Here is a 21,053-nt window from a genome sequence, read left to right as displayed (position 1 = left end):
GCTGATGAACACCACCACCTCCGCCGGGAGCCTCGCCGACCGGCCCGTGCATCGCCGCTCGTTCCTCGGCATGGTCGCCGCAGGTGCGGCCGTCGTCGGCGTCCCGTCCCTGCTGACGGGCTGCGGCACGAGCGACGCCCCCGGCGCCGTCCCCTCGGGCGACGTCCTGCCGACGTACGTGCCGATCGACTACGTCGAGCCCGACTTCCCCAGCGTCAACGGATCCACCCCCGGCTACGCGACGCTGCCCGCCGAGCTGGTCCGGTCCGTCCCCGAGGCCCCCGGCAGCGGCGCCACCTTCACCGCGATGACGCCGCTGTGGGGCACCATCCCGCCCACCAAGGGCAACCAGTACTACGAGGCCGTCAACGGCATCCTCGGCTCGTCCATCGAGTTCCGGATCACCGACGGCAACACCTACGGCGACAAGCTCGCCACGGTCCTGGCGTCCGCCAAGGACGTGCCGGACTGGGTCTGCGTGCCCACCTGGAACATCCCGCCGCGGTTCGGCTCGGAGATCGTCCCGAACATCTTCCAGGACCTCACCGACCACCTCGGCGGCGACGCCGTCAAGGAGTACCCCAACCTCGCGAACATCCCCACGGACGCGTGGAGGTTCTGCGTCTTCAACGGCCGGCTCTACGGCCTGCCGTTCCCGGGCGAGACCATCACGGACGCCACCTTCGTGCGCACCGACGTCCTCGACGAGCTGGGCATCACGCTGGACGTCAGGAACGGGCAGGACCTGCTCGACCTGGCCGCCGAGCTGACGGGCGGCGGCCGCTGGGGTGCCGAGGACCTGTGGAACACCTCGGCGACCATCCACGCGGTGCCGCCGAAGTGGCGGCTCGACGGGGACCGCCTGGTGCACCGCGTGGAGACCGAGGAGTACCGCGCCGCCCTGGCGTGGAACGCCGAGCTGTTCGCGTCCGGCGCCGTCCACCCGGACGCCGTGGCCGACCAGCAGGGGGAGGCCAAGACCCGCTTCCAGTCCGGCACGTCGCTCCTCATGAGCGACGGGCTCGGCGGGTGGCACGAGGCGCTGCGTGACAACCTGGCGAGCAACCCCGGGTTCTGGCAGCAGCCCCTCGACCCGTTCGCGGCGGACGGCGGCACGCCCGTGCTGTGGAAGGGCAACCCCGCCAACATCTTCTCGTTCCTCAAGCGCAGCGACGACGAGGAGCGGATCCGCGAGCTGCTCGCGCTCGCGAACGTGCTGGCGGCACCGTTCGGCACCACCGAGTTCGACCTGGTGCAGAACGGCGTCGAAGGCGTGCACTACACCAAGGGGGAGGGCGGCGTGCCCGTGCCCACCGCGCTCGCCGCGACCGAGCTGCAGCCGACGTACATGTTCCTCGTCGACGGCCCGATCGCGAACACCCGGGTGCAGTACCCCGGCTACGTCGAGGCGTCCTCGACGTGGCAGCAGAAGGCGGCCGAGTTCGTCACGGACCCGCTGTTCTACGCGCAGCAGATCGTCGAGCCCGCGCAGTTCGCGTCGATCGGGCAGCCCTTCGTCGACCTCGAGAAGGACATCTCACGGGGCCGCAAGTCGCTCGACGACCTCGACGCGGCGGTCGAGACCTGGCGTTCCGCGGGGGGTGAGGAGCTGCGCTCCTTCTACCAGGAGATCCTGGACGCGCAGTGACGGGCCTCGGTCAGATCGTGCGTCGCGGCGGAGGGAGGGCCGCCACGGCGCCGGACCCGGTCCGGGACCCCGCGGGCACGTCCGCGGGGGCCCGGCCGGAGCCCCTCCCGGTCCGGCGGCTGTCGGTGCGCACGCGCCTGCGGCGCGACGGGGCGCTGCTCGTCATGACGCTGCCGGCGGTGCTCCTGCTCGCCGTGTTCGCCTACGTGCCGATGCTCGGCAACGTCATCGCGTGGCAGAGCTACTCGCCGTACACAGGGTTCCTGCGCAGCCCGTTCGTCGGTTGGGCGAACTTCGAGCGGGTGCTGTCCAACCCGCTGTTCCTGGACGCGGTGCAGAACACCCTGGTGATCACGGCGTTCCAGCTCGTCTTCTTCTTCCCCGTGCCGATCGTGCTGGCGCTGCTGCTCCACAGCGTCGTGACGCCGCGCATCCGCACGACCATCCAGTCGATCGTGTACCTGCCCCACTTCTTCTCGTGGGTGCTGGTCGTGACGATCTTCCAGCAGATCTTCGGGGGTGCGGGCCTGGTCAACCAGACGCTGCGCGACGCAGGGCTGGGCACGGGCTTCGACCTCATGACGAACCCCGACACGTTCCTGGTGCTGGTCACCATGCAGTCGGTCTGGAAGGACGCCGGCTGGGGGATCATCATCTTCCTCGCCGCGCTGTCCACCGTGTCGCCCGAGCTCTACGAGGCGGCCGCCGTCGACGGCGCCAACCGCTGGCGGCGGATGTGGCACATCACGCTGCCGGCGCTGCGACCCGTGATCGTGCTGCTGCTCATCCTGCGGCTCGGCGACGCGCTCACCGTGGGCTTCGAGCAGCTCATCCTGCAGCGCGGCGCCGTGGGGGCCGACGTCGCCGAGGTGATCGACACGTACGTCTACTACCAGGGCGTCATCTACGGGGACTGGGGCTTCGCGGCCGCGGCCGGCCTCGTCAAGGGCGTCGTCAGCCTGGCGCTGGTCCTCGGCGCCAACAAGCTCGCGCACGTGTTCGGTGAGTCGGGGGTGTACCAGAAGGCATGAGCATCGGCAGCGGTCAGACACCGGAGATCAGCTCGGACGTGCTCCTCGTCCCGCGGGACGCGGCCCCCGAGGAGGCGACGCGCGTGCCGCGCCGCCCACGCCCGCGGCGCTCGCGGCACCGGCCCGCGTGGGAGGAGCCGCCGTCGCGGGTCGGCGCGCTCGTCAAGGCCCTCGTCCTGACGGGCGTGGTCCTGGCGGTCGTCCTGCCGCTGTGGACGGTCGTCCTCACCAGCCTGTCCACGCAGGCCGAGACGATCCGGGTGGGCGGGCTCGTGCTCGTCCCCCGGGAGCTCACCCTCAACGCGTACCGGCAGATCCTGTCCGGAGGCATCGTCACCCGGGCGGTCCTGGTGAGCGTCGGCATCACGGCCGTCGGCACCGTCCTGTCGACGGTGGTGTCGGTGCTGGCCGCCTACGGGCTGTCGCGCCCGTCGTCGCTGTGGCACCGCCCCCTCCTGTTCGTCTTCCTCGTGACGATGTTCTTCGGGGCGGGCCTGATCCCGACCTACCTGCTGGTGAGCGGCCTGGGTCTGATCGACTCGTACTGGGCGCTGATCCTGCCCGGCGCGGTGTCGGCGTTCAACGTGCTGATCCTGCGCAACTTCTTCATGGGGCTGGAGCCGGCGATCCTCGACGCCGCCCGGATCGACGGTGCGGGGGACTGGCGCATCCTGGGCGGCGTCGTGCTGCCGATGTCGCGGGCCGTGGTCGCGGTGGTCGCCCTGTTCTACGGGGTGGGGTACTGGAACGCGTTCTTCAACGCGATCCTCTACATCAACGACAACGCCAAGTGGCCGCTGCAGCTGGTGCTGCGCTCCTACGTGCTGCAGGGCGTGACGCTGCCCGGGTCGGGCGTCGGCCAGGTCGACGTCGCGACGGGCGCCGTGACGGGCCTGCCGGTCAAGATGGCGGTCATGGTGCTGGCGATCGTGCCGATCCTCGTGGTGTACCCGTTCGTGCAGCGGCACTTCACCAAGGGCGTCATCTTCGGCGCCATCAAGGGCTGACGCCGGTGGCGCGCACGGGACGAACGGCTGGGTGGGCGGCCGCGTGGTCAGCGCGCGGGGGGAACCGTGCTGGCGCGCTCGACCAGCTGCGGGGTGAGCAGTCGCGTCTCCGCCGGGGCGGACTTCTCCACGCGGGCCATCGCCATCTCCACGGCCACCGTGCCGATGGTGTGCGCGGGGATGTCGATGCTCGTCAGGGGCAGCGGCTGGCCGACGGCCACGTCGGGCGGGCAGACGGCCAGGACCGAGACGTCGTCCGGGACGCGCCGCCCGCGCTCGCGGAGGGCAGCCAGCACCCAGGGCAGCGCGACCTCGTTGTGGACGACGAGCGCCGTGACGTCCGGCTGCCGGGCGAGCACGCGGTCGATCGCGTCGACGGCGCCGACCATCGACGACTCGCACGGCTCCACGATGCCCTCGACGCCGGCGTCGGAGGTCGCCTGCGTGAACCCGCGGATCATGCGCTCGGCGTACGACGTGTGCCGCTCGAGCACCGCACGCGGGGAGCCGACGAGGGCCACCTGCCGGTGGCCGAGCCGGGTGAGGTGGCGCACGGCCAGCCGGCCCGCGGCGTCGAAGTCGAGGTCGACGCACGACAGCCCCTCGGGGTCCCGCGGCAGCCCGATGAGCACCGCGGGCTGGCTGAGGCGTGCCAGCACGGGCACGCGCGGGTCGTCGGCCTCGATGTCCATCATCACCAGCGCGTCGACCATCGAGCCGGTCGCGACGCGCTCCATGCCGGCGATCTCGTCGGCGGTCAGCAGCAGCACGTCGTGGTCGTACGTGCGCGCGGCGGTGACGACGCCGGTGACGAACTGCATGATCACCGAGACGTTGACGTCGACGCGCAGCGGGGCCATGAGGGCGAGCACGTTGGTGCGGCTGGAGGCCAGGGCGCGGGCGCCCGCGTGCGGGCGGTACCCCAGGTCGCGGATGGCCCGCTCGACGCGCTGGCGGGTGGGGGCCGAGATCGGCCGCTTGCCCGACAGCACGTAGGAGACGGTGGAGGTCGACACCCCTGCCGCTCGCGCCACGTCGTCGATGGTGCTCGCCACGTCGCTCCGTCCGTCAGGTGCTCGGGGCTCGCCGGATCGCGCTCCCACCCGCTGGTGCGGCACACCCTAGCGCGCGGTCCGGGTGCCCCGAGCGGCCCGGTGGCGCGGGTTCACCCGCGCGGACGGGCAGGGTCGGCACGCAAGCGCTTCGCCTCGCACCTGGTCGGACGTCCGGCTCGACGCCGGGGGACCCACGCGGAGGTAGAACGATATCGACGCGCTAGGCTGGTGAAGCGCTTCGACGATCAGGGCGCCCAGGGGCGCGGGGGGAGGCGGACCTCGTGACGGACCTCGCGACACCCCGCGCGGCACCCGCGCCCACCCGGCCGCTCGCGCGCCTCACCGACGAGGTCGGCCTCCTGCTCGGCGCCGACTGGAACCCCGAGCAGTGGCCGCCCGAGGTCTGGCGCGAGGACGTCGCTCTCATGCGCGACGCGGGCGTGAACCTCGTGACGGTCGGCGTCTTCGCCTGGGCCGCGCTCGAGCCCCGGCCCGGGCGCTTCGAGCTCGGCTGGCTGGAGCAGGTCGTCGACCTCGCCGCCGACCACGGCATCCTCGTCGACCTCGCCACCCCGACCGCCTCGCCCCCGCCCTGGCTCGGGGTGCTCTGGCCGGGCACGCGAGCCGTCACGCGGGACGGCGTCCGCCTGTCGCACGGGTCCCGCAACCACTTCTGCCCCTCCTCCCCGCAGTACCGCGAGCGGTCCCTGTCCGTCGTGCGGACGCTCGCCGCGCGGTTCGGCCCCCACCCCGGCGTGCGGATGTGGCACGTCGGCAACGAGTTCGGCCAGGTGTGCTGGTGCGAGCACTGCGCGCAGGGGTTCCGCACGTGGCTGCGGGCACGGTACGGCAGCCTCGACGAGCTGAACCGGGCGTGGGGCACCACGTTCTGGAGCCAGCGCTACGACGAGTGGTCCGAGGTGATCCCGCCGCGGACCGCGCCCTACCTGGTCAACCCGACCCAGGTGCTCGACCACCGGCGGTTCGCCTCCGACCAGCTCCTGGCGCTCTACCTCGAGCAGCGCGAGGTCGTGGAGCAGCACGCGCCGGGCGTGCCGGTCACCACCAACCTCATGGGCTTCCACCACCCCACCGACTACTGGCGCTGGGCCCCGCACCTCGACGTCGTCGCCGACGACGTCTACGGGGACCCGGCCGACCCGGACGACGTGGTGCGGGTCGCGCTCACGCACGACCTCGCGCGCGGCCTGGCCGGCGGCGCGCCGTGGATGGTCATGGAGCAGGCGGCCGGTGCCGTGAGCTGGCGGCCCCACAACGTGCCCAAGTCGACCGCCCGGCTGCGCCTGGACTCGCTGCGCGCGATCGCCCGCGGCGCCGACGGCTCGTGCTTCTTCCAGTGGCGGGCGTCCGTGGTCGGCGCCGAGCGCTTCCACTCGGCGCTCGTCCCGCACGCCGGGCCGGACACCGCGCGGCACCGCGCGGTGGTGGCGCACGGTGCTGAGCTGGGCAGGCTGCGTCGCGTCGTCGGCACACGGGTGCCCGCACGGGTGGCGCTGGTCATGGACTGGTCGAGCTGGTGGGCGGCCGAGGAGCCGGGCGGCCCGTCGGAGCGGCTGCGCGTGCTCCCGCAGCTCCTGGCCTACTACCGGCCGCTGTGGGAGGACGGCGTCGCGGTGGACGTCGTGCCCCCCGGTGCGGACCTCGACGGGTACGACCTGGTGGTGGCGCCGCAGCTGTTCCTCGTCGACGACGCCCACGTCCCGGGCCTGCGTCGCGTGGTCGAGCGTGGTGGCGTGCTGCTCGTCGGGCCGTTCTCCGCCGTGGTCGACCGCGACGCCCACGTGCGCACCGGCCGGTTCCCCGTCCCGTTCGCGGACCTGGTCGGCGGATCGGGGGAGGAGCACGTGCCGCTGCCCGACGTCGGGGTGAGCGTGCGGTCCGACCTGCTCGGTGACGTCGTGGTGCACGACTGGGCCGAGCGCCTGCGCGTCGACGACGGTGAGGCCCTCGCCACGGTCGACGGGGGTGACCTGGACGGCTGCCCGCTGGTGGTCCGCCGCCGGCACGACGGCGGCGGGCAGGGCTGGTACGTCGGCGCGCTGCTACCGCCGGACGCCGTGGGGGCCGTGGTCCGCGCCTGTCTGGCGGCGGCCGGTGTCGCGGGCCCCGCCGACGTGCGGGCCGAGGCGGGCGTGGAGGTCGTGCGCCGCGGGGACGTCCTCTTCTGCCTCAACGCGAGCGACCGGCCGCGCGCCGTCGAGCTCACCGACGCCGGGGCCGGAGCCTGGCACGACCTGCTGACCGGCACCGACGTCACCGGCCGTGTGCCGCTGGCGGCGCACGGCGCCCTCGCCCTGACCGAGAGGACCCCATGAAGTTCACCGACGGCTACTGGCAGCTCCTGCCCGGGGTCACCGAGCTGCGTCCCCGCCACGTGGACGACGTCGTCGCCGGCGAGGACACGCTCACCGTGTACGCGTCGACGGCGCCGATCGTCACGCGCGGGGACACGCTCAACCGGCCACTGGTGACGGTGACCCTGCACTCGCCCATGGACGGCGTCGTCGGCGTGACCATCGAGCACTTCCAGGGTGGGCTGGACCGCGGTCCGCGGTTCGCGCTGCACCGCAGCGTGGGCGACGTCAAGATCACGACGCCGCAGCTCAACGGGGCCCCCGTGGCGACGCTCCGCTCGGGCCCGCTCGAGGCGCGGGTGGCGACCGAGGGGGACTGGTCGGTCGAGTTCGTCGCCGACGGCCGCGTGCTCACCTCGTCCGTGGCCCGCAGCGTCGGGGTGATGACCGACGCCGCGGGGCGGCACTTCGTCCGTGAGCAGCTGACCCTGGGCGTCGGGGAGCACGTCTACGGCCTGGGCGAGCGGTTCGGCGCCCTGGTGAAGAACGGCCAGACGGTGGACATCTGGAACGCCGACGGCGGCACGGCCAGCGACCAGGCGTACAAGAACGTGCCGTTCTACCTCTCGGACACGGGGTACGGGGTGTTCGTCGACCAGCCGGAGCGGGTCTCCTTCGAGATCGGTACCGAGGTCGTCTCGCGCGCCCAGTTCTCGGTGGAGGGGCAGTCGCTGACCTACTACGTCGTGGCCGGCCCGACGCCCAAGGACGTGCTGCGCCGGTACACCGCGCTCACCGGCCGCCCGGCGCGGGTGCCCGACTGGTCCTACGGCCTGTGGCTGTCCACCTCGTTCACCACCAGCTACGACGAGGCCACGGTCACGCACTTCGTCGACGGCATGGCCGAGCGCGACCTGCCGCTGAGCGTCTTCCACTTCGACTGCTTCTGGATGCGGCAGTTCCACTGGAGCGACTTCGTGTGGGACCCGGCGACGTTCCCGGACCCCGAGGGGATGCTGCGCCGGCTCAAGGAGCGCGGTCTGCGCGTCTGCGTCTGGATCAACCCCTACATCGCGCAGCGCTCGGCGCTGTTCGCGGAGGGCAAGGAGCTCGGCCACCTGGTGCGCAACGCGGACGGGTCCGTGTGGCAGTGGAACCTGTGGCAGGCGGGGATGGCGCTGGTGGACTTCACCAGCCCGGACGCCGTCGCGTGGTACCAGGGCAAGCTGCGCACGCTGCTGGACCAGGGCGTCGACTGCTTCAAGACCGACTTCGGCGAGCGGATCCCGACCGACGTGGTGTGGCACGACGGGTCGGACCCGCAGCGCATGCACAACTACTACGCGCACCTGTACAACCGGTGCGTCTTCGAGCTCCTGGAGGCCGAGCGGGGACCGGGCGAGGCGGTGCTGTTCGCGCGCTCGGCCACCGCGGGCGGCCAGCAGTACCCGGTGCACTGGGGCGGCGACTGCGAGTCGACCTTCGTCTCGATGGCGGAGTCGCTGCGCGGCGGGCTGTCGCTGGCGCTGTCGGGGTTCGGGTTCTGGAGCCACGACATCGGCGGGTTCGAGGGCGTGCCCGACGCCGCGGTGTTCAAGCGGTGGGTGCCGTTCGGGCTGCTGTCGTCGCACAGCCGGTTGCACGGCTCGGACTCCTACCGGGTGCCGTGGGCGTTCGACGAGGAGGCGGTCGAGGTCACGCGGCGCTTCACGCGGCTCAAGCTGTCGCTCATGCCCTACCTGGCGCAGGCGGGCCGGGTGGCGCACGAGGAAGGGCTGCCCGTCATGCGGCCGATGGTGCTGGAGTTCCCGCACGACCGGGGGGCCGCGACCGTGGACACCCAGTACATGCTGGGGGAGTCGCTGCTGGTGGCGCCCGTGTTCTCGGCGGACGGGGACGTCGACGTCTACGTGCCGGAGGGGACGTGGACGTCGCTGCTCACGGGGGAGCAGGTCACCGGGCCGCGTTGGGTCCACGAGCGGCACGGCGTCGACTCGGTCCCGCTGTACGTGCGGCCGGGCACGGTGCTGCCCGTCGGCGCGCACGACGACCGCCCCGACCGGGACCACGCCGACGGCGTCACGCTGCGGCTGTTCGGGCTGGCCGACGGTCACGTCTCGACGCTGCGCGTGCCGAGCGGGCAGGGCGAGGCGACGTTCGAGGTGCGGCGCGTCGGGGCGACCGTGCGGGTGCGCGCGGTCGGGGCCCCGGGGGCGTGGGCGGTGCACCCGTGGGGTGGGGACCGGGTCGACGTCGCGGCGGGCACGGCGGAGGTCGAGCTGCGGGCGTGAGCGACGCCCGCTGAGTCGTCCCAGGGGTGCGGGAGCGGTCCCACTCCCTGTATCGTATCGATTCGACCCGTGGGGCACCGTTGCCGCACGGCCGCGGCGGGTGACCGTTCCGGTCCCGCCGGACCACGTGGACCCACGGAGGCCAGCATGACCAGCACGACGAGGCCGTCCGGCCGTCCCTTCCCGGCAGACTTCCTGTGGGGCTCGGCCACCGCGTCGTACCAGATCGAGGGAGCCGTCCACGAGGACGGCCGCGCCCCGTCCATCTGGGACACGTTCTCCCACACCCCGGGCAAGGTCCTGAACGGGGACACCGGCGACGTGGCGATCGACCACTACCACCGCGTGCCGCAGGACGTGGCGATCATGAAGGACCTGGGCCTGCAGGCGTACCGGTTCTCGATCGCGTGGTCGCGCGTGCTGCCCACCGGCACGGGCGAGGTCAACCAGGCGGGCCTGGACTTCTACGCCGACCTCGTCGACCGGCTGATCGCCGACGGCATCAAGCCGGTCGTGACGCTGTACCACTGGGACCTGCCGCAGACGCTCGAGGACGAGGGCGGCTGGACCAACCGGGCGACCGCGGAGGCGTTCGCCGAGTACGCCCGCGTCGTCGCCCGCGCGCTGGGCGACCGGGTGCACCTGTGGACCACGCTCAACGAGCCGTGGTGCTCGTCCTTCCTCGGCTACGGCTCCGGCGTGCACGCCCCGGGCGTCACGGACCCGGCCGCGGCGCTCGCGGCGGTCCACCACCTCAACCTCGCGCACGGGCTGGCCGCCCGCGCGATCCGTGAGGAGCTCGGTGCGCAGACGCCCGTGTCGATCACCCTCAACCTGCACGTGACGCGCGCCGCGTCCCACGAGCCCGCGGACGTCGAGGCCAAGCGCCGCATCGACACCATCGCGAACGAGGTCTTCCTCGGCCCGCTGCTCGAGGGCGCGTACCCCGAGCGTGTGTTCGCGGACACCGCCGGCATCAGCGACTGGTCGTTCGTGCAGGACGGTGACCTCGACCTCATCCGCGTCCCGATCGACCTGCTGGGCGTCAACTACTACTCCACCGGCCGCGTCCAGCACGGGACGCCGCCGGTCGGCGACGGAACGCCGGGTCCCGACGGGCACCGGTCGTCCGTCGTCAGCCCCTGGGTCGGTGCCGACCAGGTCGAGTGGCTGCCGCAGCCCGGGCCGCACACGGCGATGGGCTGGAACATCGAGCCCCAGGGACTGGTGGACCTGCTGCTCGAGCTGCACGAGCGCTACCCGGGGCTGCCCCTGGCCATCACCGAGAACGGCGCGGCGTTCTACGACACCGTGACGCCGGACGGCCGGGTGCACGACGCGGAGCGCGTCGCGTACCTGCACGACCACCTCGACGCCGTCGGCGAGGCCATGGACAAGGGCGTCGACGTGCGCGGCTACTTCGTGTGGTCGCTGTTCGACAACTTCGAGTGGGCCTACGGCTACGACCGCCGCTTCGGTGTCGTGCACGTCGACTACGACACGCAGGTGCGGACCCTCAAGGACTCGGCGCGGTGGTACCGCGAGCTCGTCCGCACGGGTGTCATCCCGACGCCGGACTCCGCGGCGACCCTCTGACGCACGCCCCGCCGTCGCCCCGCCCGCCGCGACCGCGGCCGGCGGGGCGTCGGCGTCCCGGGCCGCGGGAGCGGGCGGGTCGGCGGCCGGGTGAGGATGGTGCCGTGCCACGCTCCCGCCGATCGTCCCGTCGCCCCTACGGGACCGGTCACGTGCCCCTCGACCTGGACCGGGTGACGGGCGGACGCCGGTCCGAGAGCGGGCCCGACGGCGAGTGGGTCGTGCAGCGGGTCGCCGGGTCGGACCGCGAGTACCGCTGCCCCGGCTGCTTCCAGACCGTCGCGGCCGGCACCGCCCACGTCGTCGCGTGGCGCACCGACTCCTGGCGCGGGGACGGACTCGACGAGCGGCGGCACTGGCACACCGCGTGCTGGCAGGCGCGCACCCGGCGCGGGCCGACACGCCGGTGAGCGCCGCACCCGAGCAGGACTCCGGCACGGGCGACGACGTCCGGCTGGTCGCCAGCGACCTGGACGGCACGCTGCTGCGCCCCGACGGGACGGTCTCGGACCGCACCGCCGCCGCGCTCGCGGACGCGGAGGACGCGGGCCTGGACGTCGTCTTCGTCACCGCCCGGCCGCACCGCTGGCTCACGGACCTGGCCGCCCACGTCGCCGGCCACGGCGTCGCGATCTGCGCCAACGGCGCGTCCGTCGTCGACGTCGCGGGGCTGCGCGTGCTGGAGGAGCACGGCATGGACGCCCGGCGCGTCGCTGCCGTGGCCGCGCGGCTGCGCGCGGCGTGGGGCGCGGACCGCGTGCACCTCGCCGTCGAGTCCGCCGCGGGCTTCGCCTCCGAGCGCGGCTTCGTCTCCGAGCACGACGTGCCGCCCGGCAGCCCGCGCGCCGAGCGCATCGAGGACGTCCTGCCGCCCACGACCCTGAAGCTGCTGCTGCGGGCGACCGGGCGCCCCACGGACGCGGACACCTTCGTGGCGGACGCGCAGCGAGTGGTCGGCGACCTCGCGCACGTCACGTCGTCCGCCGCCGCGGCGCTCGGCGAGATCGCGGCGCCCGGGGTGACGAAGGCCGCCACGCTCGGCGACTGGTCCGCGCGCCGCGGGATCGCGCCGGCCCAGGTGTGGGCGGTCGGCGACGCCCCCAACGACCTGCCGATGCTGCGGTGGGCCGGGCGCGCCTTCGCGGTCGCGAACGCCCACCCCGCCGTGCGTGCCGCGGCGCACGCGACCCTGCCGTCCAACGCGGACGACGGGGTCGCGGTGCTGCTGGAGCACGCGGCGCGCCTCGCCCGCGCACGCAGGGCGGGCCGCCCGCCCGGTCGATAGTGTCGTCAGCGGGCGACCGCACCGGTGGTCGCTCGGCCCCACCTCCTGGAGGACGCATGACCGCGAGCCCGATCGTCCTGCTGCACGCCTTCCCGCTGGACCACCGCATGTGGGACGACGTCGCAGGCGCGCTCGCGCGGACCCGCCCGGTGCTCGCTCCCGACCTGCCGGTCCCCGTCGGCTCCGACCTGCCCGAGCCCTCGCTCGAGGCGGCGGCGGACCACGTCGCGCAGGTCGTGCGCGACGCGGGCACCGGACCGGTGGTCGTCGCCGGGCTCTCGATGGGCGGGTACGTGGCGCTCGCGCTCCTCGAGCGCCACCCGGAGCTCGTGGCCGGCCTCGCGCTGGTCGACACCAAGTCGACCGCGGACACCCCCGAGGCCGCCGCGAAGCGCGAGGGCGTCGCCGCGGAGGTCGAGGCCGCCGGCTCCGTCGACCCGGTCCGCGGCATGGTGGGCACGCTGCTGGGGGAGACCACCCGCGGTGCCCGCCCCGAGGTCGTCGAGCGCGTCACCGCCTGGATCGGCGAGCAGGACCCGGCGCGTGTCACCTGGGCGCAGCGGGCCATGGCGGCGCGACCCGACCGGACGGAGACGCTGCGGCTCTTCACGGGGCCGGTCACCGTCGTCGTGGGCGACGAGGACGCCGTCACGGGCACCGACGCGGCCGACCACATGGTGGCGACGGCGGCGGACGGGCTGCTGGTCGTGGTGCCGCGGGTCGGTCACCTGTCGGCGGTCGAGGACCCGGCGGCCGTGGCGACGGCGCTGTCCGAGCTCGCCAACCGCGTGGACGCCGGCTGACCGGACGCTCACGTGGCCGGCGTCAGACCTCGCCGGCCAGCACCCGCGCCAGGGCGTCGGGCAGGTCGATCGACTCGCCGTCCTTGCCGCCCGCACCGATGACGAGCGGCGGGTCCTGCGGCACCGGCTGCACCCCGCGGAAGCGGGCCGTGAGGCTGGGCGGGGCGGTCAGCACGTAGAACTCCCCGGCGGTGTCGACGCCCACCGTCTCGTCGCGGCGCAGGTACCAGCCCCGCAGGGGCGTGCGGTAGCGCGCGCGGCCGTCGTACGAGCGCACGTGCAGCGGGCCCGGGGCCACGCCGCGCTCGCGCGCCTCCGCGAGGAAGCCCGCGATGATCGCCCGCGCCCGCGTGGACTCGGCGCGCTGCCGTGCGGCCAGCGCGTCGGCGTGCGCGCGCGCGGCCTCCCGGCGCTGCTCGCGCCACTGCGCGGCGCGGTCGGGGCCGGGCTGCTCCGAGGCGGCCTGCGGCGCGGCCGGGGTCGGTCCCGCCGGCCCGTGCGGGGGGACGCCGGGCGCGCGCCCCGCCGGACGGTCGGTGCGACCGTCCGGCGAGGGCTGCGGGCTGCTCATCGGGTGGTCAGCGACCGTCGGACGACGCGTCCGTCGCCGTGTCGGCCTGCTGCTCGACGGCGGGGGAGGGCACGACGGGCACGGCCGCCGAGACCGGTGCCGGGCGAGCCTTCGACGTGCGCGCGGGCCGGGCCGGACGCGCCGGGCGGGAGCCCTCGTCACCGGCCGGCTCGGTCTGCGGGCCGGCGGCGTCGCCCGAGCCGGTGGACCCGGTCGTCCCGGTGCGGTCGCCGGCACCGTCGGGGGCGGCGTCGGCCGCCTCCGTGCCGGCGGGGCGGGCCGCCGTGGCCGGCTGCCGCTCGGCGCGCTGCGCGGGTGCGGCCGCGGTGCCGCCCGACTGCTCCTTGACGAACTTCTCCTCGATCCTGCCCGCCTTCTCCAGCGCGGCCCGGTCCGGGTTGGTGCCGAGCAGGTGCCGCAGCTCGTCGAGGTAGGACGTGATCGACTCGCGCTGCCGGTGCAGGTCCTCGACCTGGCGCGTCGCCGTGGTCCGCTCGCGCTCCGCCTCGGTCATCGCGTCCGAGATCTGCTTCTCGGCGTGCTCCCGTGCCTCGGCGACCACGCGGTCCGCGTTGCGCCGCGCGTTGGCGAGCAGCTCCGCTGCCTGCTGCTCGGCGTCGACCCGCACCTTCTCGGCGTGCGCGAGGGCCTTGGCCACGCGCTCCTCCGCCTCGGAGGCGTGCGCCTCGGCGTCCGCGACGAGCCGCTCGGTCTCGGCGCGCGCGGTCTCGTGGCGCTCAGCGTCGTGCCGCTCGGCCGCCTCGTGCTGCGCCGCGATGGCGAGCTCGGCGTCGGAGAGCTGCTGCTCGGCGCGCCGGACCAGCTCGTCGGCCTGCGTGCGGGCCTGGGTCATCGCCTCGGCGACCGCCCGGCGAGCCTCGTTCTGCAGACGCTCGACCTCGAGCCGCGTGCGCTCGCGCAGCTCCGTGGTCTCGCGGTCCGCGGCGGCCCGGGCCTCGGACGTCTCTCGGTCGGTCGTGGACCGCAGCTCGTCGGTCTCACGCTGGGCCGTCTCGCGCAGGTGGGCGACCTCGTAGCCGGTGCGCTCGCGCAGCTCGGTCGTCTCGCGCTCGGCGGACGCCCGCAGCTCCGCGGCGTACTGCTCCGACTCGGTGCGCAGCGTCGCGACCGCGTCCTCGGCCTCCGCCCGGACCTGGGCGATCTCGTCGTGCGTCGCGGCGCGCAGCTCGCCGGCCTCGCGCTCGGCGGTCGCGCGGACGTACGCGGCGTACTGCTCCGCCTCGGTGCGCAGCGCCGCCACCTCCGTGGCGACCCGCTGCTGCAGCGCCGCCGCGTCGCGCTCCGCGGCAGCGCGTGTCGCGTCGGCGTACTCGGCCGCCGAGGCACGCAGCGCCGTGGTCTCCTCCGCCGCGGCCTGCCGCGCCGCGGCGACCTCCGCGTTGACCTCGGACCGCAGGCGCGCGACGTACCGCTCCGCGTCGCTGCGCAGCGCCGCGACCTCGGCCTCGGTGCGCTGACGCAGCTCGGTGGTCTCCTGGTCCGCGCTCTGGCGCAGGTCCTGCGCGTACCGCTCGGTCTCCTCGCGCAGCGCCGTGGTCTCCGCCTCCGTGCGCGTCCGCAGCTCGGTCGCGGTGCGCTCGGTGGCGACGCGCAGCTGGGTCGCCTCGTGCTCGACGCGTGCCCGCAGCGTCCCGAGCTCGCGCTCGAGGGACGTCCGCCGCTCGCTCTCCTCGGTCGCGACCGCGCTCTGGATCCGCGCCGCCTCCCGCTCGGCCGACCCGACGAGCTCCTCCGCGCGGCGGTGGGCAGCCAGCACCGAGCTCTCCGCCTCCGCGGCCGCCGTGGTGCGGACCTCCTCGGCCTCGCGCCGGGCGGTGGCCAGCAGCTCGGCCACCTCGTTCTCCGCGCGGGCGCGCAGCTGACCCGCCGCCAGCTTGGCCCGCGCCAGCGAGTCCGCAGCCTGGGCGTTGGCCTGGGTCATGACGTCGGACGACTGCTCCTCGGCCGAGCGCAGCAGCTGCTCGATGCGCGAGCCCAGGCCCGCGTACGTCGGGCGCTCCGCCTCGCGCAGCTGGCGGTGCGCCTCGGAGAGCTCGCCCGCCACCTTCATCTTCTCGGAGTCGAGCGCCTCGACCTGCGCCCGCGCGTCGGCCAGGGCCTTCTCGAGCGCGCCGATGGTCTCGTCGACCGCGTCGCGGTCGTAGCCGCGGAAGTTGACGACGGGAAACGGGTTCCGGGCTTCGGGCACGAATGATCCTCCTGGAAGACGGGCCCGGCCGGCGGCGGTGGCCGAGGTCCTCCTCGGTGGGCCGGTGCCCCGGTGCCAGGATACGCGGCACACGGTCCCTGAAAAGGACGGACCACGCGCCCGGCGACGCCCGCCGGCGAGTGCGTCGGTGCTGGTGAGCGGCCTGTGCGTGGGCAGGGTGCCGCGTCTGTCCGGGTTCGCCCCGCAATCTCCCTCCGCGTCGTCCCGACGTGATCGGGAGGTGGAGGTCGGGTGACGATCGGGCCGTCACCCCTCGTCCGGGTTCGGCCCGTCGTGACCCGTCTGCCTATCCTGGGGCCGTTCGCGACCGGAGAGGACTGTGCGTGCTGAAGCGACTGATCGTCGCCCTGGTGGGATTCCTGGGTGTCGTGGTCATCGCCCTCGGGGTGGCCTCTGCGACCGCATGGCGTGCTGACGACGTGCTCGTCGCCGAGCTGCGGGCCGACGAACCCCTGGTGGTGACCGACCCCGGCGTGCTCGAGCTGGCCGGTGACGAGGTGACGGTCCGGGCCGAGGCCGACGGACCCGTCGTCCTCGCCGTCGGCCGTGACACGGACGTGGCGGGCTGGGTCGGGACCGACGCCCACGAGCGCGTCACCGGGCTCGCCGGCTGGCACCGGCTGGCCGCGGAGGACGTGGCCGCACCGGCTCCCGAGCCCACGGAGGCCGCCGAGGGTGAGGCGCCTGCCGAGGGTGAGGCGCCTGCCGAGGGTGAGGCGCCTGCCGAGGCCGGGGCCGCCGTGACGGTGCCCGACCCGACCGGCTCCGACCTGTGGGTCGTGGAGGCGACGGGCGACGGCTCCGCCGAGATCACGTGGACCGCGCAGCCCGGCCGCTGGAGCGTGCTGGCCGCCGGTCCGGGCGGCTCGCCCGTGACCCTGTCGCTCGCCTGGCCCCAGGTCGTCACGACGCCCTGGCTGTGGCCGTGCGTCGTCGTCGGCAGCCTGCTCGTGCTGGCCGCAGCGGCCCTGCTCGTCCGCGACCTGCGTCGCAGGCGGCGAGGCTCCGACGCGGACTGGACCCCCGTGCTCACCGGGCCGATGCCCGTGGTCGGCCCCGACGGGGAGCCCGCCGGGCTCACGCGCCGGCAGCTCCGGGAGCTGGCGGCGCAGGGTGCCGCCCGTGCGTCCGGCGCCTCGCCCGCGGACGAGCCCGTGCACGCGTCGGCGGCACGCGACGACGCCGCGGTGACACCGGTCGCGGTCTCGCCTGCCGCCTCCACCGGCGCCGCCCCTGGTGGGCGGTCCGCCTCCGACGGCGCACCCGGCACAGGTCGGACGGCCGGCACGGCCGCGCCGACGCGCGCGGGTGGGGCACCCACCCCGGCCGCCGGCCCGGCAGCAGCCGGTGCCCGGAGCACGGACCCGGCGGTGCCCGCAGAGCCCGCGCTGCCCGGCGAGCCCGTCCGGGCCGCAGGACCGCTCGCCGCGGTGGCCCCCGCGACACGGCGTGCGCTGCGCGCCGTCACCTCCCTGGGCTCGAGCGGCCGCGAGGCCCGCGCGACCGGGCAGGGGGAGGACGCGCACACCTCGGGTGCGCCCGAGGGTGCCGACGCCCCGGAACCGCGGACGCCCCGCGGCCCGGCCGTGCCCGTCGGCGGGCGCCGCGACGGCGGCGCGCCCACGGGCGGCGCCGTACCGACGGGCGACGACGCGCCGACCGGCTGGATCCCGGCCGCCACCGCCGCGCGGACGACGGCCACCCGAGGCGGCGGGCCGATGACGGGGACGCCGGCCGCGGCGTCACCCGGCCCGGCGTCGGAGCACCCGCACGGTCGCCCCGCCTGGCTCGGCGGCGAGCACTCGACGCGCCCGGCCGGCAGCCCGCAGCTCCCGCCGCCGGGGCCGCGCACGGCCGGTACCCCGCAGCCCGCGCCGGCGCGTCCGGCCGGTACCCCGCAGCTCCCCCCGGGGCGGGCGGGTGCGAGCCCGCAGCTGCCACCGGCACGTCCGACGGGGAGCCCGCAGCTGCCCCCGCCCGGAGCGGCGGGCTCGCCCGACGCCCCCGGCGGGCGGCGTCCGACGTCCGCGCGCCCGGGCTGGGCCACCGGTCCGGACGCGCCGGGCCGTGGCCCGTCCGCGGGGCCCCAGGCGTCCCGTGCCGCCGGTCCGGAGGGGCCGCGGGCCGTGACGGGCGCCGACGCGACCCCTGGCCCCGTCCCGGGGCGCAGCGCTGGCCCCGCCCCGGCCGACCCCCCGCGTCCGGCCTGGCTCCGCGACGCCCCCGTCCCGACCGGACCGCGCGCGGCGGGGACCGAACCCGCCGCCGGCCCGCGCGCAGACGCCTGGCGACGCGCGTGGGGCCTGCCGGCCGACGACGACGACCCGACCACGGAGGAAGGACGATGACCCTGACCCGCACCCGCGCCCCGCAGCCCGCCCAGGGCGTCGTCGGCGCCGCACGGCCCACACGCCGTGCGCGGCGTGCGCTCGCCGCCGCGGCGGCGCTCCCGCTGCTCCTGCTCACCGGCTGCGGCACGCCGCTGCCGACCGCGCAGCCGGACCCCGTGCCCGCCGTCGCACCGCCTGCCCTGTCGGTCGCCCAGGCGCAGCGCGTGCTCGGCGCCGTGTCCGAGGTGGTCGCGGCGGGCGACGCGGGGAACGACCCCGCGGGTCTGGCGGCGCGTCTCGAGGGCCCCGCCCTGGCCATCCGCACCGCCGAGTACGTGCGCAACACGGCCAACGGCGGGACGAAGCCGCCGACGGCGCTGCCGTTCGACGAGCAGGCGCTGGTCGTGTCGGAGACGGACACCTGGCCCCGCACCCAGCTGGTCGTGACCGAGCAGCCCGACGACCTGCAGGCACCCCGCGTCCTCGTGCTGCGCCAGGCGTCCCCGCGGGATCAGTACAAGCTGTGGGGCTGGGCCAAGCTCATGCCGTCGGCGCAGACGCCCGCGACCGCGGCGCCCGAGGAGGGCAGCCCCACGCTCGCGCCGGACGCGGAGGGCCTGGTGCTCACCCCGCTCGACGCGGTCGCGCAGTACACCGACGTCCTGGCGAACGGTGACGCGTCGCCGCACGCGGGCGCGTTCGCGCCGGACGCCTTCCGCTCCGCGATCGAGGCCGAGCGGGCGCAGGTCGTCTCGCAGCTCGCCGACGCGGCCACGCTGACCCAGACGTACACCCCGGCCGCCGAGCCGGTCGTGACCGTCGGCACGGTCGACGGTGGGGCCATCGTCGTCAGCGAGATCGCCACCACGTCGACCGTGACGCTCGCGGCGCCCGGCGGCACGATCACGGTCGAGCCGTTCTACTCGGCGCTCGCGGGCGGGGCGACCACGGCGGGATCGAGCCTGACGCGCACGTTCACGGGTGTGGTGGTCATGTACGTGCCGCCGGCCGGCAGCGACGCGCAGGTGCAGGTGCTGGCGGGGGAGCAGTCGGTCACCGCGGCGACGGCCCAGTGACGCGCCGCGGCGGACGCCGCTGCGCCCTGGGCCTGCGACGATGGACAATGCGCGGACGGCACCGCACCCACGTCCGTGGGGCCGACCCGCGGTGACGTCCTCACCGACCTGAGCACGCACGACCACACCGAGGAGCTCGTGATGTCGCAGCCGTCGCAGCAGCCCGGCCCCCGCCTCGACGCGCGCGGAGCAGTCGACCTGTCGGCCCTGGCACGTCCGGCCACCCCGCCGCCCGGGAGCCCGGGCGGCCTGCCGACCGCCGGCGGGTACGTCCGGGACGTCGACCAGTCGACGTTCGCCGACGTCGTCCAGTCCTCGACCCAGCACCCGGTGGTCGTGGTGCTGTGGGCGCCGTGGAGCGAGGTGAGCCAGCAGGTCGCGACGGACCTCGCGGCCCTCGCCGACGAGGACGCGGGACGCTGGCTCCTGGCCCGCATCGACGCTGAGGCCAACCCTCAGGTGGCCGCCGCCTTCCAGGCGCAGTCGGTGCCGACCGTCGTGGCGGTGCTGGGCGGGCAGCCGGTGCCGCTGTTCCAGGGCGCCTACCCGCGCGAGCAGGTGCGGGCGGTGCTCGACCAGCTCCTCGCGGCGGCCGAGGCGAACGGCATCACGGGCCGCGTCGCCGCAGGCGCTCCCGCCCCGGAGCCCGAGCCGGAGCCGGCCCTCCCGCCGCTGCACCAGGCGGCGTACGACGCGATCGAGCGGGACGACCTCCCCGCGGCGCGCTCGGCGTACGAGCAGGCGCTGCGGGAGAACCCCCGCGACGCGATGGCGAGCGCGGGCCTGGCGCAGGTGGGTCTCATGGAGCGCACCGCGGGTGCGGACGTGCGCGCGGTGCGCGAGGCGGCCGCCGCCCGGCCCGACGACGTCGACGCGCAGCTCGCGGTCGCGGACCTGGACGTCTTCGGCGGTGCCGTCGAGGACGCGTTCGCCCGGCTCGTCGAGCTCGTGCGTCGCACCGCCGGCGAGGACAGGGAGCGGGTGCGAGTGCGGCTGGTCGACCTCTTCGAGGTCCTGGGCACGGACGACCCGCGTGTCGTCGCCGCCCGCCGCGCGCTCGCGTCGGCCCTGTACTGACCGCGATCGACCTCTCACCACCACCGCGTGAGCAGCGCCGTCGGCCTCCCGGCCGGCGGCGTTGTCGCGTGCCGGGGAGGGTCCGCCGAGAGCATCGTCGGTGCCCCCGGTCACACCCGCTCACGCGACTTGCGCGTCGGCCGGGTGCTGCGTAATGTTCCCCCGGCCGCCCGGCAGGGAGGAACGGACACCGAGCTCGACCCGGTGGTCGGTCCCCGCGGACGGCACCCCCCTCGACCTCGTCGGCCGGCGCTGAGCGCCAGCCGCGTCGTGGCGTCGTGGGGGCGGTCGGACCGGGTCGCAGGATCGGGTACGGTCATCCAGCCGCTCAGCCCCTCGGGGCCGGAGAGGTGGGTGTCGGACCGGGTCGCAGGATCGGGTACGGTCATCCAGCCGCTCAGCCCCCCGGGGTCGGAGAGGCGGGTGTCGGACCAGGTCAGCGGATCGGGTACGGTCATCCAGGCCCACGGCTCCTCGGAGCACGGGGCCGGCCGGCCGGGTCTCACGACCCAGGCGAACGAGCCAGGGACGCCGAGAGGCCGCCTTGACCGGGAGCCGCGGAACGGCTAAGTTAGAACGGTTGCCTCCAGACGGGCCCGAGAGGGTCCAGCGGATGCGCGTCTGTTCCTTGAGAACTCAACAGTGTGCCAAGTAGTCGATGCCATGTTTGTGGTGTCGAGCCTGGCTGGGTCCACCCCGTGGGTCTGGTCAGGGATGATGCCAGTTGATGCCCCTCTT

At 75.2% G+C, this 21,053-nt stretch carries 15 protein-coding genes; 12 read left to right on the top strand and 3 right to left on the bottom strand.

What is annotated here, in order from left to right:
- Positions 1-4 precede the first annotated feature (4 nt).
- The 3 genes from J1G43_RS16160 to J1G43_RS16150 are packed head-to-tail and all read left to right on the top strand — an operon-like array spanning position 5 to position 3,686.
- Positions 5-1,648, top strand: a complete 1,644-nt coding sequence (locus J1G43_RS16160) for an extracellular solute-binding protein (RefSeq protein ID WP_207378837.1) — start codon at positions 5-7, stop codon at positions 1,646-1,648.
- Between the two features lie 14 nt (positions 1,649-1,662).
- A complete protein-coding gene (locus J1G43_RS16155) occupies positions 1,663-2,679 on the top strand; it encodes an ABC transporter permease (RefSeq protein ID WP_372434917.1) in 1,017 nt (338 codons plus the stop codon).
- The gene (locus tag J1G43_RS16150) at positions 2,676-3,686 is read left to right on the top strand and encodes a carbohydrate ABC transporter permease (RefSeq protein WP_207378836.1); all 1,011 of its coding nucleotides are present in this window, start codon (positions 2,676-2,678) and stop codon (positions 3,684-3,686) included. The genes J1G43_RS16155 and J1G43_RS16150 overlap by 4 nt, the downstream gene beginning before the upstream one ends.
- Positions 3,687-3,733: 47 nt before the next feature.
- Here the strand turns inward: J1G43_RS16150 and J1G43_RS16145 are convergent, their stop codons facing one another.
- Positions 3,734-4,741 (bottom strand): LacI family DNA-binding transcriptional regulator, encoded by a 1,008-nt coding sequence (locus J1G43_RS16145; RefSeq protein WP_207341685.1) that lies wholly within the window; start codon positions 4,739-4,741, stop codon positions 3,734-3,736.
- 281 nt (positions 4,742-5,022) lie between these two features.
- Between J1G43_RS16145 and J1G43_RS16140 the strand changes: the two genes are divergently transcribed.
- The 6 genes from J1G43_RS16140 to J1G43_RS16115 all read left to right on the top strand — a co-directional run bounded on the left by J1G43_RS16140 (position 5,023) and on the right by J1G43_RS16115 (position 13,031).
- Complete coding sequence (locus tag J1G43_RS16140) at positions 5,023-7,077, top strand: beta-galactosidase (RefSeq protein WP_207341686.1); 2,055 nt, start codon at positions 5,023-5,025, stop codon at positions 7,075-7,077.
- Positions 7,074-9,347 (top strand): alpha-xylosidase, encoded by a 2,274-nt coding sequence (gene yicI, locus J1G43_RS16135; protein ID WP_207378835.1) that lies wholly within the window; start codon positions 7,074-7,076, stop codon positions 9,345-9,347. Before J1G43_RS16140 ends, yicI begins: the two co-directional genes overlap by 4 nt.
- Before the next feature lie 147 nt (positions 9,348-9,494).
- Positions 9,495-10,943, top strand: a complete 1,449-nt coding sequence (locus tag J1G43_RS16130) for a GH1 family beta-glucosidase (protein WP_207341688.1) — start codon at positions 9,495-9,497, stop codon at positions 10,941-10,943.
- A 104-nt stretch (positions 10,944-11,047) separates the two neighbouring features.
- Positions 11,048-11,353 carry a hypothetical protein gene (locus J1G43_RS16125; RefSeq protein WP_207341689.1) on the top strand — a complete coding sequence of 102 codons (306 nt, stop codon included), beginning with the start codon at positions 11,048-11,050 and terminating at the stop codon, positions 11,351-11,353.
- The gene (locus J1G43_RS16120; protein WP_207371296.1) at positions 11,350-12,228 is read left to right on the top strand and encodes an HAD family hydrolase; all 879 of its coding nucleotides are present in this window, start codon (positions 11,350-11,352) and stop codon (positions 12,226-12,228) included. Before J1G43_RS16125 ends, J1G43_RS16120 begins: the two co-directional genes overlap by 4 nt.
- Before the next feature lie 56 nt (positions 12,229-12,284).
- The gene (locus J1G43_RS16115; RefSeq protein ID WP_207341691.1) at positions 12,285-13,031 is read left to right on the top strand and encodes an alpha/beta hydrolase; all 747 of its coding nucleotides are present in this window, start codon (positions 12,285-12,287) and stop codon (positions 13,029-13,031) included.
- 22 nt (positions 13,032-13,053) lie between these two features.
- Here the strand turns inward: J1G43_RS16115 and J1G43_RS16110 are convergent, their stop codons facing one another.
- Both J1G43_RS16110 and J1G43_RS16105 read right to left on the bottom strand, forming a co-directional pair.
- Positions 13,054-13,602: a hypothetical protein gene (locus J1G43_RS16110; RefSeq protein ID WP_207341692.1), complete on the bottom strand. Its 549-nt coding sequence runs from the start codon at positions 13,600-13,602 to the stop codon at positions 13,054-13,056.
- Positions 13,603-13,609: 7 nt separating this feature from the next.
- On the bottom strand, positions 13,610-15,811 hold the full coding sequence (locus J1G43_RS16105; protein WP_207341693.1) for a hypothetical protein: 2,202 nt from the start codon (positions 15,809-15,811) through the stop codon (positions 13,610-13,612).
- A 344-nt stretch (positions 15,812-16,155) separates the two neighbouring features.
- Between J1G43_RS16105 and J1G43_RS16100 the strand changes: the two genes are divergently transcribed.
- From J1G43_RS16100 to J1G43_RS16090, 3 genes are all read left to right on the top strand, one after another.
- Positions 16,156-18,180, top strand: a complete 2,025-nt coding sequence (locus tag J1G43_RS16100; RefSeq protein WP_207378834.1) for a hypothetical protein — start codon at positions 16,156-16,158, stop codon at positions 18,178-18,180.
- The gene (locus J1G43_RS16095; RefSeq protein WP_242635911.1) at positions 18,177-19,238 is read left to right on the top strand and encodes a hypothetical protein; all 1,062 of its coding nucleotides are present in this window, start codon (positions 18,177-18,179) and stop codon (positions 19,236-19,238) included. The genes J1G43_RS16100 and J1G43_RS16095 overlap by 4 nt, the downstream gene beginning before the upstream one ends.
- Before the next feature lie 141 nt (positions 19,239-19,379).
- A complete protein-coding gene (locus J1G43_RS16090) occupies positions 19,380-20,315 on the top strand; it encodes a tetratricopeptide repeat protein (protein WP_207341722.1) in 936 nt (311 codons plus the stop codon).
- The last annotated feature ends 738 nt before the right edge of the window (positions 20,316-21,053 follow it).

The organism is Cellulomonas sp. zg-ZUI22 (assembly GCF_017353535.1).
Classification (GTDB): domain Bacteria; phylum Actinomycetota; class Actinomycetes; order Actinomycetales; family Cellulomonadaceae; genus Cellulomonas; species Cellulomonas wangleii.
Note: the sequence above shows the minus strand (reverse complement) of the source record. Positions and strands in the feature narration are given on the sequence as shown.

Bases quoted from the DNA above. Each gene is read 5' to 3' on its own strand.
- J1G43_RS16090 (WP_207341722.1), top strand. From the start codon at position 19,380: ATGTCGCAGCCGTCGCAGCAGCCCGGCCCCCGCCTCGACGCGCGCGGA.
- J1G43_RS16115 (WP_207341691.1), top strand. From the start codon at position 12,285: ATGACCGCGAGCCCGATCGTCCTGCTGCACGCCTTCCCGCTGGACCAC.
- J1G43_RS16150 (WP_207378836.1), top strand. From the start codon at position 2,676: ATGAGCATCGGCAGCGGTCAGACACCGGAGATCAGCTCGGACGTGCTC.
- J1G43_RS16110 (WP_207341692.1), bottom strand. From the start codon at position 13,602: ATGAGCAGCCCGCAGCCCTCGCCGGACGGTCGCACCGACCGTCCGGCG.
- yicI (WP_207378835.1), top strand. From the start codon at position 7,074: ATGAAGTTCACCGACGGCTACTGGCAGCTCCTGCCCGGGGTCACCGAG.
- J1G43_RS16095 (WP_242635911.1), top strand. From the start codon at position 18,177: ATGACCCTGACCCGCACCCGCGCCCCGCAGCCCGCCCAGGGCGTCGTC.
- J1G43_RS16130 (WP_207341688.1), top strand. From the start codon at position 9,495: ATGACCAGCACGACGAGGCCGTCCGGCCGTCCCTTCCCGGCAGACTTC.
- J1G43_RS16160 (WP_207378837.1), top strand. From the start codon at position 5: ATGAACACCACCACCTCCGCCGGGAGCCTCGCCGACCGGCCCGTGCAT.